Raw genomic sequence first — 15,187 nt, 5'->3', positions numbered from 1 at the left:
TATGGAAACCCGAGCCCATCATGTGTTGATCGGCCTGTTCACGGTGATCGTCGTGGCCGGCGCCCTGCTCTTCGGCCTGTTTCTGGCCAAATCCAGCGTCGACACCGAGTTCAAGGATTACGAAGTGGTGTTCAACGAGGCGGTCAGCGGTCTGTCCAAGGGCAGTTCGGTGCAGTACAGCGGGATCAAGGTCGGCGATGTCGTCAGCCTGCGCCTCGACCCGCAGGATCCGCGCCGGGTGCTGGCGCGGATTCGTCTGGCGGGCGACACGCCGGTCAAGGAAGACACCCAGGCCAAACTGGCACTGACCGGCATTACCGGCACCTCGATCATCCAGCTCAGCGGCGGTACTCCAGAGAGCCCGAAGCTGCGCGGTCATGATGGCCAGTTGCCGACGCTGATCGCTTCGCCCTCGCCTATTTCGCGCCTGCTCAACGACAGCAGCGACTTGATGACCGGCATCAGCGCCCTGCTGCAAAACGCCAACCATATGTTCTCCGCGGAAAACGTCGACCGCGTGAGCAAGACCCTCGCCCATCTGGAACAGACCACCGGCACCATCAACGACCAGCGCGGTGACATCAAACAAGCCATGCAGCAACTGGCGACCGTCGGCAAACAGGCCGGCAGCATGCTCGAGCAGACCTCACTGTTGATGCGCAACGCCAACGGCCTGCTTAACGATCAGGGCAAGCAGGCCTTGGGCAGCGCCGAGCAGGCGATGAAGTCGCTGGATCAAAGCAGCGTGACCATCAACGGCTTGCTCAGCAAAAACCAGAATTCGCTGGATAACGGCATGCAAGGCCTCAACGGCCTGGCCCCGGCGATTCGCGAACTGCGCGAGACGCTGACCTCGCTGCGCGCCATTTCCCAACGCCTCGAGGCCAACCCCAGCGGCTACCTGCTGGGCAGCGACAAGAACAAGGAATTCACCCCATGAAGCTGACTCGAATCGCCCTGCTCGGCGCCGGCCTGACCCTGATCGGCGCGTGCTCGATCTTGCCCAAGTCGGAACCTTCGGATGTCTACCGCCTGCCCGCCGCCCATGCGCCCGCCTCGGCCAGCCCGGCGGCGACGCAGTCGTGGTCGCTGCGCTTGAACAAATTGCAGGCCAGCGAAGCACTGAACCGGCCGAGCATTGCCGTGATCCCGCAGGGTGATGTGATCAGCAGCTACAAAGGCTCGCGCTGGAGCGACCCGGCGCCGGTGCTGCTGCGCAATCGCTTGCTTGATGGCTTCGCGCGGGATGGCCGGGTGACGCTGCTGAGCACCGACGACAGCAACTTCCAGGCGGATCTGGAACTGGGCGGCAGTTTGCAGGCATTCCAGAGCGAATATCAGGGCACCCAGGCCGGGGTTGTGGTGCGGGTCGATGCACTGCTGGTACGTGGTTATGACCAGCGCATTCTCGCCAGCCGCCGCTTCGAAGAGCGCCAGCCGTTGAACGATGTGCAGGTGCCGGCGGTGGTTGCCGGGTTTGGCCAGGCCAGTGATCGCCTGACGGCCAAGGTGGTGGCCTGGGCCGTGGAGCAAGGCCAGAAACTCGCCCCGCAACCCCGCTGACACATCACAACCTCTGTAGGAGCGGGCTTGCCCGCGATGGCGGTGTGTCAGCCACCAGAGATTCTGGATGTGCTGCCCTCATCGCTGGCAAGCCAGCTCCCACAGGGTTATCTATCAGCCGAAGAACCAGTAGCAGACAGCGATAGCACCCACCACCCCGGCAAACTCAGCCAGCAACGCACACCCCACCGCATGCCGTGCGCGCTGAATGCCCACTGCGCCGAAGTACACCGCCAGCACATAGAACGTGGTTTCGGTACTGCCCTGCACCGTCGCCGCGACCAGCGCCGGGAAGCTGTCGACGCCGGAAGTCTGCATCGTCTCGATCAGCATCGCCCGTGCGGCGCTGCCGGAGAACGGTTTGACCATCGCCGTCGGCAGCGCATCGACGAAGCGCGTGTCCCAACCGGCCCACTCGACCAGATGGCGAATGCCGTCCAGGCCGAAATCCAGCGCACCAGAGGCGCGCAGCACGCCAACCGCACACAGCATCGCCACCAGATACGGCAAGAGATTCCTCGCCACATCGAAGCCCTCTTTCGCGCCTTCGACGAACGCCTCGTAAACCTTGACCTTGCGCAGCGCGCCGATCAGCAGAAACAGCATAATCAAGCCGAACAACGTGAGATTGCCGAGGATCGACGACAATCCCGCCAGTGCTGTCGCGGAAAGCGTGCCGAGCAGAGCCATGAAGCCGCCGAGGATCAGCGCGCCTGGCACCAGATAGGCGAGCACCACCGGGTCCCAGATGCGCAGGCGTTGCATGAACGCCACGGAAAGGAAACCGACGATGGTCGAGCAACTGGTCGCCAGCAGGATCGGCAAGAACACCAGGGTCGGGTCCGGCGCGCCTTGCTGGGCGCGGTACATGAAGATGGTCACCGGTAGCAGGGTCAGCGATGAGGCATTGAGCACTAGAAACAGAATCTGCGCGTTGCTGGCGATGGTGGCGCTGGGATTGAGTTCCTGCAGGGCCTTCATCGCCTTGAGCCCAATCGGCGTCGCGGCGTTGTCCAGGCCCAGGCCATTGGCGGCGAAGTTCAGGGTGATCAGGCCGAGGGCAGGGTGGCCGGCCGGGACTTCCGGCATCAGTCGTAGAAACAGCGGGCCGAGGACCTTGGCCAGCCATTCGACGATTCCGGCCTTTTCGGCGATGCGCAGAAAGCCCAGCCACAGGGTGAGGGTGCCGAACAGCAGCACCATGACTTCGACCGACAGCTTGGCCATGGCGAAAATGCTTTCCACCATCGCCGCGAAGATCCCGGCGTTGCCGCCGATCAGCCACTGCGCCAGTGCCGATACGGCTGCCACGATGAAGAAGCCAAGCCACAGGCCATTAAGCATCAGTCAAATCCCCCGAAGAATGCCGCGAATGATAGCGGGGTCGCCAGAAACGACAAACCCCGGATTGCTCCGGGGTTTGTTGGTGGGGCTTGCATCAATCACTGTGGGAGCGAGCCTGCTCGCGAAGAGGCCGGCACATTCAACATCTCTGTAGATTGATACACCGTCTTCGCGAGCAGGCTCGCTCCCACAGGGTTTTGCATCAGTTCTTGGAAATCTCGCCAGCCGGCAGTTTTTCCTTGCTGCGCCAGTGCGGCAGGGAGTTCCAGTAGCGCTCGCCCTTGGCGTCGTCGTACATGCCTTCCCAGCGCGCGATCACCAGCACCGCCAGGGCATTACCGATCACGTTCAGTGCGGTACGCGCCATGTCCATGATGCGGTCGACACCGGCGATGAACGCCAGACCTTCCAGCGGAATGCCGACGCTGCCCAAGGTCGCCAGCAACACCACGAAGGACACGCCCGGTACCCCGGCGATGCCTTTGGAGGTGACCATCAGGGTCAGCACCAGCAGCAATTGCTGGCTGATCGACAGGTCGATGCCGTACAGCTGGGCAATGAAGATCGCCGCGATCGACTGGTACAGAGTCGAGCCGTCGAGGTTGAACGAGTAACCGGTCGGCACCACGAAGCTGCAGATGGCTTTTGGCGCGCCGTAGGCTTCCATCTTCTCGATGACGCGTGGCAGCACGGTTTCCGAGGAAGCGGTGGAGTAGGCCAGCACCAGCTCATCCTTGAAGATGCGCATCAGCTTGAGCACCGAGAAGCCGAACAGCTTGGCGATCAGGCCCAGCACCACGAAGGCGAAGAAAGCGATGGCGACGTAAACCAGAATCACCAGTTTCGCCAGCGGCAGCAGCGAGGCGAAGCCGAAGTTGGCGACGGTCACCGCGATCAGCGCGAATACGCCGATCGGCGCGTAGTTCATGATCATGTGGGTGACTTTGAACATGCTTTCCGAGACGCCCTGGAACATCTTCACCAGCGGCTCGCGCAGGTCCGACTGCAGGCTCGACAGGCCGAGCCCGAACAGCACAGAGAAGAAAATGATCGGCAGCATTTCGCCGCGGGCCATGGCCGCGAAGATGTTCGACGGGATCAGATTGAGGATGGTCTCGATGAACGCATGTTCATGCTGCACTTCGGCAGCAGTCGCCTGGTACTTGGAGATATCCACAGTGCCCAGGGTGCTCATGTCGATGCCGGTGCCCGGATGGAACACGTTGGCCAGCACCAGGCCGACCACAATGGCGATGGTGGTGACGATTTCGAAATAGATGATGGTCTTCAGGCCGATACGCCCGAGCTTCTTGGCGTCGCCGACGCCAGCAATGCCGACGATAAGAGAGGAAATGACGATCGGGATCACGATCATCTTGATCAGACGGATAAAGATATCGCCTGCCGGTTGCAGGACGTTGCTGATCCACCAGGCCTTCTCGGCGCTGAAGTGGTTGAGCAACGCACCCAGTGCAATCCCCAGAACCAGACCGATGAGGATCTGCCAGGCGAGGCTGATTTTTGCCTTCTTCATTATCTTTACCCTTACTTGCGTTTGACTCAGGCACATGCAGGAACTGGAACGCTCATCAGCGGAAAAGTCTGTGCATCTGCCTCCGTATAAGGTGCCCCGAAGCGCGTATTTACGGCTCTTCGGCAGGCGAAAAAAGGCGCAACTATTCCGATGCAAGGTGGCGCCGTCTAATGCCGTAAACGCCTACCCTATGCCGAATCGGCATGAGCTTTTTCAATTGAAACTGGCGTCCCAAGCGGTTCGATTGTGACATTTGTGCCGGCATAAGTGCCGTGAACCGGCCATTACAGCGTAGGCTGGTTAACTTTTGCACAGGCAAAATCAGCGGAAATTTCTGGAAAAAGTCTGAATCGCAAGACTAGAAGTCGCACGGACCGAGCGCGATCTTTGTCGATATACGGTCGCCGCGAAACACCGCGAAATGTTTTCTTGCGCAGTGTCGACGATTAATAGAAGGGAATTGGCGTACTGGATCAATGTTTTACGACATTCAAAGCCCAGCGCAGATTCGTCAGACCATCGGGTCGACGAACCTGCGGCGCAGCTTTTACCCTGACCCGGCCCTTGCGCAGGTACTCCCTGTACCCGTAGGTCACTCCGACCCTGTATCAGTCAGAACGTCCCGGCCCCCTGGTCATGCACCGGCCCTTATCGGGTGGCGCAATGGAAAGCAGCGGGGCGCTGCTTTCGTGTTCGAAAACCTTGCGCTTCCTGCGTCAGTACCACTTCGGATCTTTCTTCAGGGTTTCCATCAGCAGATCCTGCATACCCTGATCAGGTTTGCCGAAGAAGCGATACGTGGCATGTCGCGTCGGCGACTTGTCCTGCGGCAGACCTTCCGGTACATCGACCAGCATGGCGTAGGCGTCATCCTTGTCAAAGCTGAAGGCAACGATCAAACGATGATTCAGGCATTTGTCCTGACTCTCGCAGAGCGGGCCGACCAGATACTTGTCGCCATCTTCCGTAACGGCATTCATCTGTTGTTCGGAGGTGCCGGACAGGTTGATCACCCATTCCGGTACGCGCTCTTCCTTTTTGATCACGCCTTCCCAGGTTTCACGGTACTGCGCGTCAGAGGCGAGCAGCTCGTTGACCCGGGTCTGGCCGTCATTGGCCGCCATGGCCATGGCACTGCCGCCCAGAAGCAGGGCGGCGGCCAATGTCTTGAGACCGATCATCGTTAACCTCGGCCGCGACGGCCAAAGAAGAAGGAAGCGATGAACATCACCAGGAACACGACAAAGAGAATCTTGGCGATACCCGTGGCGGTGCCCGCGATACCACCGAAGCCCAGTACGGCGGCGATGATGGCAATGATCAAGAATGTAATTGCCCAGCTCAACATGGTGATTCTCCTTACTTCTCTATTTAGGGGTGTTTCCGGTTTCCGACGCTCAGGCGTCCGAATCAGTTGATCGACTTAGAAAACCCAGCGCTCTTCTCGTGGCAGTTGATCCAGCGGTTGCGCCTGGTCTACGTCGATCATGTGCATCGAAGCGTTCTCGGCCTGGCTGCTGCTCACGGCACTGAAGTGCTTTTGCGTGCTGTGCTGCATCGAAATCAGTGGCTCGGGTTTGCGGCTGTTTTCCCAGCTCATGTATTGCTGGCAGACGATCAGGGTGATCAACAACGCCAGTACACCGAACAGACCTTGCTGGATCTGCAGAGGCGAGATACGTACTTGGGCGGCAGTTGGGCGAGTCATCCTGTGTTCCTCACGCTTGTTCGGTTGGGGCAGTCCTGATCTGCCCGGGCTGAGTGAGGTATTGCAGCCTGCATGCCAGTTTTTTCATGTCAAAAAATATCAATAAAAACAATGACTTATATGTCTATGAGAAATTTCCTGCGACGCATCCTGCACGATGGCTCTTCTGCGGTCGTGCGCAATGCACGATTATTTCGTGGGAAATTTCGATGATATGGAATTGCTACCGGTACGCAGATGTCAGAAGAGGACGCAGGATCTGCCCTGCAAAACGCAGAATGTTTTAAAACTCAACGAAATCAATGAATTGGCCGTTATGGCAGTAGAGAGCTACCCTCCTATGGCTGGTATCGTTCAGAATCAACCATGCAACTTGCCCGATTTTTCCGGGACTAACCCAAGACTAATCACTATGGAGCGTAGGAAAAATGGAATCTGCCACTGAGCAACAAGGCCGCATTCTGCTGGTGGACGATGAATCCGCCATCCTGCGTACGTTTCGTTATTGCCTCGAAGACGAAGGCTATACGGTAGCCACCGCCAATAGCGCGGCTCAGGCCGAAGCATTGCTGCAACGCCAGGTCTTCGACCTGTGCTTTCTCGATCTGCGCCTGGGCGAGGACAACGGTCTCGACGTCCTCGCGCAAATGCGCATTCAAGCGCCATGGATGCGCGTGGTGATTGTCACCGCTCACTCAGCGGTCGACACCGCCGTCGACGCCATCCAGGCCGGCGCCGCCGACTATCTGGTCAAGCCGTGCAGCCCTGATCAACTGCGCCTGGCTACCGCCAAGCAACTGGAAGTGCGCCAGCTCTCCGCGCGTCTTGAAGCGCTGGAGGGCGAGATCCGTAAACCGAAAGACGGCCTCGATTCCCACAGCCCGGCGATGAAAGTCGTGCTGGAAACGGCCCGTCAGGTCGCAAGCACCGACGCCAACATTCTTATCCTTGGCGAGTCCGGCACGGGTAAAGGTGAGCTGGCCCGTGCGATCCACGGCTGGAGCAAGCGCGAGAAAAAGTCCTGCGTCACCATCAACTGCCCGTCCCTGACTGCCGAGCTGATGGAAAGCGAGCTGTTCGGCCATAGCCGTGGTGCGTTTACCGGCGCCAGCGAAAGCACGCTGGGTCGAGTTAACCAGGCCGACGGCGGCACGCTGTTTCTCGACGAGATCGGCGACTTTCCGCTGACGTTGCAACCCAAGTTGCTGCGCTTCATCCAGGACAAGGAATACGAGCGGGTCGGCGATCCGGTCACTCGCCGCGCCGATGTGCGCATCCTCGCCGCCACCAACCTCAACCTCGAAGACATGGTCCGTGACGGCCGTTTCCGCGAAGACCTGCTCTATCGCCTTAACGTCATCACTCTGCATCTGCCGCCGTTGCGTGAGCGCGCCGAGGACATCCTGACCCTCGCCGACCGCTTCCTTGCACGCTTCGTCAAAGAGTACGCGCGGCCAGCGCGCGGCTTCAGCGACGAGGCGCGGGAAGCACTGCTCGGCTATCGTTGGCCGGGCAATATTCGCGAACTGCGCAACGTGGTCGAGCGGGCCAGCATCATCTGCCCGCAGGAGCGCGTGGAAATCAGCCACCTGGGCATGGCCGAACAACCGGCCAACAACGCGCCACGGGTCGGCGCGGCGCTGAGCCTGGATGAGCTGGAGAAAGCGCACATCGGCGCGGTGCTGGCGACCGCCGGCACCCTGGATCAAGCGGCGAAAACCCTCGGCATCGACGCCTCGACCCTGTACCGCAAACGCAAGCAGTACAACCTGTGAGCAGCGCGCGATGAAACTGGCGATCAAGCTGCGCACGCGCCTGTTCCTGAGCATTTCTGCGTTGATCACCGTGGCCTTGCTCGGGCTGTTGCTCGGGCTGGTCAGCGTGATGCAGATGGCCGGTTCGCAGGAAGCGCTGGTGCGCAGCAATTTTGTCACCCTCGATCTGGGCCTCAAGCTGCGCCAGACCCTCGGTGATCAACTGATCATCATGCTTGCGCAAAAACCCGATCCCGTTGCGTTCGAAGCGTCCAAGCAGCACTATTTCGAATTGCTCGACCAAGGCATCGCCCAGCAGCCGGAGGGCGACGACCAGCCTTACGGGTTTCGCCAGGCCAAAGCCGATTACCTGAACTTCCTCGCCTCATTCGACGTGACCGCCGAAGCGGCAAAGGACGCCAGCACCAGCGCGGATTTCCGCGAGCGCTTCAATATTCTCCGTAACGGTTTGATCGCCGAGCACAAACATGCACTGGAAACCATCAACGCCGTCCAGCACGCTGCCCGCGAACGGGCCTTGCTGATCGCCGGGCTGCTCGGTCTGGTCGGGCTGGCGGTGCTGATCATCGGTTTCGTCACCGCTCAGGGTATCGCCCGACGTTTCGGCGCGCCGATCGAAGCGTTGGCCAAGGCTGCCGACAACATCGGCCAGGGTAACTACGACGTGACGCTGCCGATTTCCACGGCGATGGAGGTCAACCTGTTGTCGCGGCGCTTCGGCCTGATGGCCGAGGCGTTGCGCGAACATCAGGCGATGAATGTCGACGAACTGTTGGCCGGTCAACAACGGCTGCAAGCGGTGCTCGACAGTATCGACGACGGCTTGCTGATGATTGACCGCCAAGGCCAGCTCGAACACCTCAACCCGGTGGCTCAGCGCCAGTTGGGCTGGGAAGACGATCGACTGGGCCAAGGCTTGGGCACCGCGCTCGGTCGCCCGGAACTGGATGCGCAACTGCAATTGGTTCTGCGCGGCGGCACGCTGGAGCGGGCGCCGGAAGATCTGAGTATCGAAGTCGATGGTGAATCGCGGCTGCTGACCTACAGCCTGACGCCGGTCAGTCATACCCAAGGGCATATTCTCGGTGCGGTCATGGTCCTGCACGACGTCACCGAGCAGCGTGCGTTTGAGCGGGTTCGTAGCGAGTTCGTTTTGCGCGCTTCCCATGAATTGCGCACGCCGGTGACGGGCATGCACATGGCCTTCGGGCTGTTTCGTGAGCGGGCGAAATTCCCGGCGGAGTCGCGTGAGGCTGACCTGCTGGATACGGTCAACGAAGAAATGCAGCGCTTGATGCAGTTGATCAACGACTTGCTGAATTTCTCGCGCTACCAGAACGGTCTGCAGAAACTCACCCTGGCGCCATGTTCCATTGAGGACTTGCTCGAGCAGGCGCAACTGCGCTTTGCCGACGCGGCGGCGGCCAAAGGTGTGGCGCTGAACGTCGAGATTCAAGGGCCATTGCCGAGATTGCAGGCCGATCAGGCGCAACTCGACCGCGTTCTCGACAACCTGATCGACAATGCTCTGCGCCACACCGCCCGCGACGGTCAGATCCGGCTGCAGGCGCGCCGCCATGGCGAGCGTGTGATCATCAGCGTCGAAGACAATGGCGAGGGCATTGCCTACGGCCAGCAGGGGCGGATCTTCGAGCCGTTCGTGCAGGTCGGGCGCAAGAAGGGCGGCGCCGGCCTTGGCCTGGCACTGTGCAAGGAAATCGTCCAGTTGCACGGCGGACGCATGGGCGTCTATTCGAGGCCGGGGCAGGGCACGCAGTTCTACATGGCGCTGGCGGTTTAGGCTTCGTCGTCCATACGCCGCCCGGCGAAGCGTCTGCCGCGGGTGATCAGTTCAATGAACTGTACGGCGCTCAGCGCGTGGGCAAACAACCAGCCTTGACCAAATTTCACGCCCTCACTGCTGAGCAGTGTCGCTTGCGATTCCAGCTCGATGCCTTCGGCAATCACTTTCAGATCCAGCGCCTGCGCCATGTGAATGATGTGCGGAGCGACGCCGCTGCTCGCCGCGTCATGGCCCAGCGCATCGATGAACGCCTTGTCGATTTTCAGGCAATCCACCGGCAGGGTCTGCAGGTAGGCGAGACTGCAATAGCCGGTGCCGAAATCATCGATCAGCACCTGATGGCCGACGTCGCGCAAGGCTTGCAGGTTCTCCCGCGCCACCACGACATCGATCAGGCCGCGTTCAGTGACCTCGAAAGCAATCTGTCGCGCGGCGACACGGTGCAACGCCAGCAGCCGCGCCATGACCAGGCCGATGCGCGGCACCATGACATCGCAGGCTGCGAGGTTCACTGATATGTACAACTGCGGGTTGGCGCGTAGTAACTGGCCCAGCTGTTCGAGCAGACGCTGCAAGACGAAGTCGGTCATCTGCCGAATCTGCCCGGTGTTTTCCGCCATCGGAATGAACAGGTCGGGGCTGGTCAGCGTGCCGTCCGGTCGCCGCCAGCGCAGCAAGGCTTCTGCGCCGACGCAGTTGCGGCTGTCGAGGTCGAAGATCGGCTGATACAGCACTTGCAGCTCACCGCGGCGGATCGCCCCGTGCAGCTCGGCATCCAGCGACTGGCGCTGACGCACCAGGAGGAAGGTCAGAAAGCCGACAATGGCTCCGGCGATCAGACACACCGGCAGCAGCCACCACCACACCGCCGGGACGTGCATGCCCGTGCGCGGCGTGATCAGTACCAGCTGATATTCCGGGTTATTGGTGGGCATGCGGTAGATCAGCCGCGTCTGCGTGACTTGCAGCGCGTCGCGGCTTTGCGGCGGCCAGGGTTCGGTCGGCGGCCAGACCTGCGCTGTGCCGAGCACCGGAATCGCGCGGCTGCCGTGATCGAGCACCACCAGCAGGCTGCTGCCGGGCGACAGATCGACCATGTCAGTCAAATGTCCGCGGGAGGTGGCGACACGAAAGTTACCGCGACCGAGCATCAGCGCCGCGCGGTTTTCATCGGGTTCGGTGGTGGTGTTCAGCCAATAGCTGTAGGTCGGGCCCTGAATGTCCGGCGCGCGAGCCAATGACAGGCCTTCCTGACGCGGCCGGTTGGAGCAGAACCGCGAGGCGTCCATGTAGGCGGCTTCATAGACGAAGCGGTAGTTGAAGGTGACTTGCTGCAAGGTCGCGATCATTTCCTCGTCGCAGCCGCGCAAGGGTTGGGCTTCAAGGTCGTCGAGACTTTCGCGCAACTGGCCGAACAATTGTTCGAGGCGCGCGAGGAAACGCTCGCCCTGGGCATTCATTTCCTGGCTCTCGCGCAATTCCATCTGCCGCATCGCCGCGAACATACCGCCGGCGATCAACAGGCTGGCGCTGAGGACAGCCGCGATCATCGCCAAAAAACCGGGGCGATAAAACCAGCTACGCAGCGTCTCTCGGGTAGCAGCCATTAATGGATTTCCGAAGAATTACCATGAGTTATAGCTGCTGATTGCGATTTCGCCCTGACCGTCGGGCGGGCGTCATTATTTTGTCTGATTAAGGACCAAAAGAAGTGCCGCGGTTTGTGCATCCGGTGTGCCGTCGAAGCGGGCAGGGCGGTAATGCATCTGGAATGCGGCGAGGACATGCCGCGTGGCGATATCCAGTTCGCCGGTCTGCGGAGTGTCGTAACCCAGACGCGCGAGTTGCGCCTGGAACCAGCCAATCTCCGGCAACGGGTTGCTGTTAAAAATAGCCTGCTGACGCGCCACCGCTTGCTCGTTCGGCCACAGGCCAAGACCTTCGGCGGCGAGACGTTTCCAGGGGAACAGTGGCCCCGGATCAAGCTTGCGCAACGGCGCGATGTCGCTGTGACCGATGATGTGCCGCGGGCTGATGCCGTTGCGTTGGCTGATGTCCTTGAGCAGGGTGATCAATGACTGGATCTGCGCTTCGCTGTACGGATACCACAGGCGTCCGGTCGGGGTGTCCTTGTAGCCGGGGTTGACGATTTCGATACCGATGGAGCTGGAGTTCAGCCAGGTGCGGCCCTGCCACTGACTTTCGCCGGCGTGCCAGGCGCGCTGGTTTTCGTCCATCAGTTTGTAGACGGTGGCGCTCTTGTCATCGCCGATCAGGTAATGGCTGCTGACCTCGCCATGGGTCAGCAGTTGCAGCGAACGCTCCAGCGACGCCGAGGTGTAATGCACCACAACGAATTGGATGCGGCTGTCGTAATTGGCCGAAGGGTGGCTGGTGTCATAACGCGGGCCGCTGACGCAACCGGCGAGAACGAGCAACGAAGCAGCAAGGGCAAAGAATTTCATGGCAGAGGACGATACACAAAAGACAATAATGCAACAGTGTAACGTACGGATCTGGCCTGAAGCCGCCAACGAGCGGATTTAAACAAATTGGAACAATTGCCTCAGCCCAGCTCGACTCGGTTACGCCCGGCATTTTTCGCTCTATACAGCGCCTGATCGGCTCTTTTAAGCACCAGATCGCTGTGTTCTCCCGTCCTGAATGAGGCGAGTCCCATGGAAATCGTGATGGTCACGCGTTCGCCCTTGAAATGAAACGGGCAGGCCTCGATCGCCGCGCGCAGGTTTTCCAGCAGCTTCGCGCCAACCGCCGGCGGCGTTGCCGGCAGCAACAGCACGAACTCTTCACCGCCGAAACGGGCAATGAAATCCGAGCCGCGCAGGCGTTTGCGCAATACCGTGGCGATGATCTTCAGCACCTTGTCGCCGGCCAGATGGCCGTAGCTGTCGTTGATGCGCTTGAAGTGGTCGAGGTCGAGCATGGCCAGGCTCAGGGTGTTGCCGTGCTGCTGCCATTGCTGGATTTCATGCTCTAGGCGTTCGCTCCACGCCGCGCGGTTGGGCAGACCGGTCAGCGGATCGATCAGGGCTTTCTGCCGCTGCTCCTCGAGGTGTTCGCGGAAGCCCAAGGCTTCCTGTTCCATATGCGCGACCCGCTCCGACAGACTTTTCAACCTGGCGGCGACTTCCTGCTCGCGGGCGTCGCGCTGTTTCTGGTGCTGGTCCATGGTGCCGAGCAGGCCTTCCAGGTGATTCTCCAGCACATGCTTGAGGTCATCGATGTCCGCCGCTTGCTGGACGCTGCTCTGCAAGCCGTCGACCTGCTCGCGAATCTGCGTGTCCATGGCCCGCGCCGCCGAGCTGTTGTCGGCATGTCCTTCGCTGGCCGCTTGCAGATTGCTCTGAAACGCTTCGAGGCGTTCGTTGAGTTGTTGCAGATAAGCTTCGAATTCGTGCTGGCCGCTGTCGGTAATCGCCAGCATCAAGGTTGCGAGATCGTCGAGGATCGGCAGCAATTCGTACCAGTTCAGCCCGTGTTTCAGCCGTTCGCGCATGGCTTCGGCTTGTGGCCGATGGCGCTCGGGCAGGGTCAGGTCGTCGAGCAGGCCGATCAGCGTGTCTTCGATATGCCGGGCCACGGAGCTATAGGACGGTTCGGGCGAGTCCGGCAGGGCGAAGAGGATATCGTGCTCGGACTGATCCGGGTCTATGGCGGCCAAGGCCTGGGCGATCGGCTCCGGGATGGGAAGGCTGTCGAGGGACAGCGGCGACGGATCGCCGGGGTGGATCAGTTCATCGGGGTTGAACGCCTCGGTTGCTGGCGCAGCGACGGTCATCTCGGCGTCAGGGGCTGGTTCAACCTGCACTGGCTCGGCTTCAACGACGACCACAGGCGCAGCGAACGCAACGACTTGCGGCTCATCAGGCAGCGTCTGGACAGGCGTCTCGATGATGGTCTCGGGCGCTGCGATCGCTGGCTCCGCGATGGCCACCGGTGCCGATTGCGCAGGCTCCGGTTCAGGTTGCCGGGCTTCGACCGGTTGCGGCACTGGTGTTGCTGGTGTGTCTGCCGCTGGTACAGCGGCTTCCTCACCGTCACGGCTGCCGAACAAACGCTGCAACAGCCCCGGCCGGCCAGGCTCGGCTGGCGTTTCCAACTGATTCAAGGCCTTGCCCTGCAGGCCACTGAGTTCGCTCAGCAGCAGCGGCATTTCCCGCGCCTGACCGACGCGGCTGTCCAGTTGTTTGGCGAATTTCTTCAGCGGTTGCGCAACTTCGCGCGGCAAGGGCAGGGCCTGCAACTGGGTGACCAGCGCGGTCAGCGCGGTGCTGACCTGATCGATGCGGGTTTCACGGCGCTGCTCGGAGTCGAGCACGGCTTTTTCCAGGCGCGGCAGCAGGGCGGCGAGGCCGGCGTCCATGTCATCGGTACGCACCACTTCGCGCATTTCCTTCATGCACTGATCGACGGCCTTGTCAGTGCCCTCGGCCGCCAGCGTGCTGCGCACCAGACCGCGCCGCAGCAGGTCGAGTCGCGCGGCCCAGCGGCGTTCGAGCTTGTCCTGCTGTTCGATGCTCTTGAGGTATTTCTCTTTCCAGCGCTGGGCGTCGTCGCTCATTCACAGGTTCCGCGAGGGGCAGGGCTCAACGCGGGCAATGCGTCGGCCGTGAGCGAACCCGGCAGACGAATTTCCACCGCGACCGGCAGGTGATCGGAAATGGGCTGAGCCAGCACCTCGACCTTTTCCAGGGTCAGGGTCGGGCTGAGCAGAATATGATCAAGGCAACGCTGTGGGCGCCAGCTGGGGAAGGTCGCTTCCACCTGCGGGGCCAGCAGGCCGAGATCGCGTAACGGCGAGTGTTCGAGCAGGTCGCTGGCGTGGGTGTTCATGTCGCCCATCAGCACCTGATGCTTGTAGCCGCTGATCAAATCACGAATGTAGGCCAGTTGCAGGCTGCGCGTCCGCGCGCCGAGGGCCAGGTGCATCATCATCACCACCAGCGCTTCCGGACCTTCGCCGAAGCGCAGCAGGATCGCACCGCGACCTTTCGGGCCGGGCAGCGGGTGGTCCTCGATCGCCCACGGCTTCAGGCGACTGAGCACGCCATTGCTGTGCTGGGCCAGTCGACCGAGGTTGCGATTGAGTTGTTGATACCAATAGGGGAAGGCGCCGAGGTGGGCCAGGTGTTCGACCTGATTGACGTAGCCCGAACGCAGGCTGCCGCCATCGGCTTCCTGCAGGGCGACCAGATCGAAGTCGCCGAGCAGGTCACCGATCTTCTGCAGATTGCCGGAACGCCCGGTGTGCGGCAGCAGATGCTGCCAGCTGCGGGTCAGGTAATGCCGATAGCGCTCGGTGCTGATGCCGACCTGAATGTTGAAACTGAGCAAGCGCAGACGCTGGTCTGCAGGCAGGCCCGTAGACGCCAGGTGATGCTCGTTGACCTGCGGATCATGCAGGCCAACGATGCGTTCGGACTTCCAGCGGCGCATGG

General features: G+C 61.0%; 13 protein-coding genes. 4 read left to right on the top strand and 9 right to left on the bottom strand.

Annotated elements, in window-relative coordinates; genetic code table 11:
• Position 1: 1 nt before the first annotated feature.
• Together ACMYUN_RS14470 and ACMYUN_RS14465 are read left to right on the top strand one after the other, a co-directional pair.
• A complete protein-coding gene (locus ACMYUN_RS14470) occupies positions 2-940 on the top strand; it encodes an MlaD family protein (RefSeq protein WP_415760954.1) in 939 nt (312 codons plus the stop codon).
• Complete coding sequence (locus ACMYUN_RS14465; RefSeq protein WP_415760952.1) at positions 937-1,563, top strand: ABC-type transport auxiliary lipoprotein family protein; 627 nt, start codon at positions 937-939, stop codon at positions 1,561-1,563. The genes ACMYUN_RS14470 and ACMYUN_RS14465 overlap by 4 nt, the downstream gene beginning before the upstream one ends.
• Positions 1,564-1,677: 114 nt before the next feature.
• Here the strand turns inward: ACMYUN_RS14465 and ACMYUN_RS14460 are convergent, their stop codons facing one another.
• The 5 genes from ACMYUN_RS14460 to ACMYUN_RS14440 all read right to left on the bottom strand — a co-directional run bounded on the left by ACMYUN_RS14460 (position 1,678) and on the right by ACMYUN_RS14440 (position 6,149).
• A complete protein-coding gene (locus ACMYUN_RS14460; RefSeq protein WP_415760951.1) occupies positions 1,678-2,907 on the bottom strand; it encodes a nucleoside recognition domain-containing protein in 1,230 nt (409 codons plus the stop codon).
• 202 nt (positions 2,908-3,109) lie between these two features.
• Positions 3,110-4,441: a glutamate/aspartate:proton symporter GltP gene (gene gltP, locus ACMYUN_RS14455; protein WP_039757150.1), complete on the bottom strand. Its 1,332-nt coding sequence runs from the start codon at positions 4,439-4,441 to the stop codon at positions 3,110-3,112.
• Positions 4,442-5,157: 716 nt separating this feature from the next.
• Entirely contained in the window at positions 5,158-5,622 is a 465-nt protein-coding gene (locus tag ACMYUN_RS14450) for an inhibitor of vertebrate lysozyme family protein (protein ID WP_129998053.1), read from the bottom strand.
• A 2-nt stretch (positions 5,623-5,624) separates the two neighbouring features.
• The gene (locus tag ACMYUN_RS14445; RefSeq protein WP_003177151.1) at positions 5,625-5,789 is read right to left on the bottom strand and encodes a DUF1328 domain-containing protein; all 165 of its coding nucleotides are present in this window, start codon (positions 5,787-5,789) and stop codon (positions 5,625-5,627) included.
• 75 nt (positions 5,790-5,864) lie between these two features.
• Entirely contained in the window at positions 5,865-6,149 is a 285-nt protein-coding gene (locus tag ACMYUN_RS14440) for a hypothetical protein (protein ID WP_039757148.1), read from the bottom strand.
• Positions 6,150-6,577: 428 nt separating this feature from the next.
• Here ACMYUN_RS14440 and algB point away from each other — a divergent pair, with 428 nt between their 5' ends.
• Positions 6,578-7,924 carry a sigma-54-dependent response regulator transcription factor AlgB gene (algB, locus tag ACMYUN_RS14435; RefSeq protein WP_039757147.1) on the top strand — a complete coding sequence of 449 codons (1,347 nt, stop codon included), beginning with the start codon at positions 6,578-6,580 and terminating at the stop codon, positions 7,922-7,924.
• A 10-nt stretch (positions 7,925-7,934) separates the two neighbouring features.
• A complete protein-coding gene (locus ACMYUN_RS14430) occupies positions 7,935-9,725 on the top strand; it encodes an ATP-binding protein (RefSeq protein ID WP_039757146.1) in 1,791 nt (596 codons plus the stop codon).
• On the opposite strand, the gene ACMYUN_RS14425 is transcribed toward ACMYUN_RS14430, so the two are convergent.
• From ACMYUN_RS14425 to ACMYUN_RS14410, 4 genes are all read right to left on the bottom strand, one after another.
• Positions 9,722-11,335 (bottom strand): EAL domain-containing protein, encoded by a 1,614-nt coding sequence (locus ACMYUN_RS14425; protein ID WP_039757145.1) that lies wholly within the window; start codon positions 11,333-11,335, stop codon positions 9,722-9,724. The two genes, ACMYUN_RS14430 and ACMYUN_RS14425, sit on opposite strands and share 4 nt — an antisense overlap.
• A gap of 75 nt (positions 11,336-11,410) precedes the next feature.
• A complete protein-coding gene (locus ACMYUN_RS14420; protein ID WP_129998056.1) occupies positions 11,411-12,193 on the bottom strand; it encodes an N-acetylmuramoyl-L-alanine amidase in 783 nt (260 codons plus the stop codon).
• Between the two features lie 101 nt (positions 12,194-12,294).
• A complete protein-coding gene (locus ACMYUN_RS14415) occupies positions 12,295-14,310 on the bottom strand; it encodes a GGDEF domain-containing protein (protein WP_415760949.1) in 2,016 nt (671 codons plus the stop codon).
• The gene (locus ACMYUN_RS14410; RefSeq protein WP_415760948.1) at positions 14,307-15,185 is read right to left on the bottom strand and encodes an endonuclease/exonuclease/phosphatase family protein; all 879 of its coding nucleotides are present in this window, start codon (positions 15,183-15,185) and stop codon (positions 14,307-14,309) included. The genes ACMYUN_RS14415 and ACMYUN_RS14410 overlap by 4 nt, the downstream gene beginning before the upstream one ends.
• Positions 15,186-15,187: the final 2 nt, after the last annotated feature.

The organism is Pseudomonas sp. CP4 (assembly GCF_047758505.1).
Lineage (GTDB): Bacteria > Pseudomonadota > Gammaproteobacteria > Pseudomonadales > Pseudomonadaceae > Aquipseudomonas > Aquipseudomonas fluorescens_AO.
Note: the sequence above shows the minus strand (reverse complement) of the source record. Positions and strands in the feature narration are given on the sequence as shown.

Excerpts from the sequence above, each read along its gene's own strand:
- ACMYUN_RS14430 (WP_039757146.1), top strand. The coding sequence starts at position 7,935 with ATGAAACTGGCGATCAAGCTGCGCACGCGCCTGTTCCTGAGCATTTCT.
- ACMYUN_RS14465 (WP_415760952.1), top strand. The coding sequence starts at position 937 with ATGAAGCTGACTCGAATCGCCCTGCTCGGCGCCGGCCTGACCCTGATC.
- ACMYUN_RS14440 (WP_039757148.1), bottom strand. The coding sequence starts at position 6,149 with ATGACTCGCCCAACTGCCGCCCAAGTACGTATCTCGCCTCTGCAGATC.
- gltP (WP_039757150.1), bottom strand. The coding sequence starts at position 4,441 with ATGAAGAAGGCAAAAATCAGCCTCGCCTGGCAGATCCTCATCGGTCTG.
- ACMYUN_RS14450 (WP_129998053.1), bottom strand. The coding sequence starts at position 5,622 with ATGATCGGTCTCAAGACATTGGCCGCCGCCCTGCTTCTGGGCGGCAGT.
- ACMYUN_RS14415 (WP_415760949.1), bottom strand. The coding sequence starts at position 14,310 with ATGAGCGACGACGCCCAGCGCTGGAAAGAGAAATACCTCAAGAGCATC.
- ACMYUN_RS14410 (WP_415760948.1), bottom strand. The coding sequence starts at position 15,185 with ATGCGCCGCTGGAAGTCCGAACGCATCGTTGGCCTGCATGATCCGCAG.
- algB (WP_039757147.1), top strand. The coding sequence starts at position 6,578 with ATGGAATCTGCCACTGAGCAACAAGGCCGCATTCTGCTGGTGGACGAT.
- ACMYUN_RS14470 (WP_415760954.1), top strand. The coding sequence starts at position 2 with ATGGAAACCCGAGCCCATCATGTGTTGATCGGCCTGTTCACGGTGATC.
- ACMYUN_RS14460 (WP_415760951.1), bottom strand. The coding sequence starts at position 2,907 with ATGCTTAATGGCCTGTGGCTTGGCTTCTTCATCGTGGCAGCCGTATCG.
- ACMYUN_RS14420 (WP_129998056.1), bottom strand. The coding sequence starts at position 12,193 with ATGAAATTCTTTGCCCTTGCTGCTTCGTTGCTCGTTCTCGCCGGTTGC.
- ACMYUN_RS14425 (WP_039757145.1), bottom strand. The coding sequence starts at position 11,335 with ATGGCTGCTACCCGAGAGACGCTGCGTAGCTGGTTTTATCGCCCCGGT.
- ACMYUN_RS14445 (WP_003177151.1), bottom strand. The coding sequence starts at position 5,789 with ATGTTGAGCTGGGCAATTACATTCTTGATCATTGCCATCATCGCCGCC.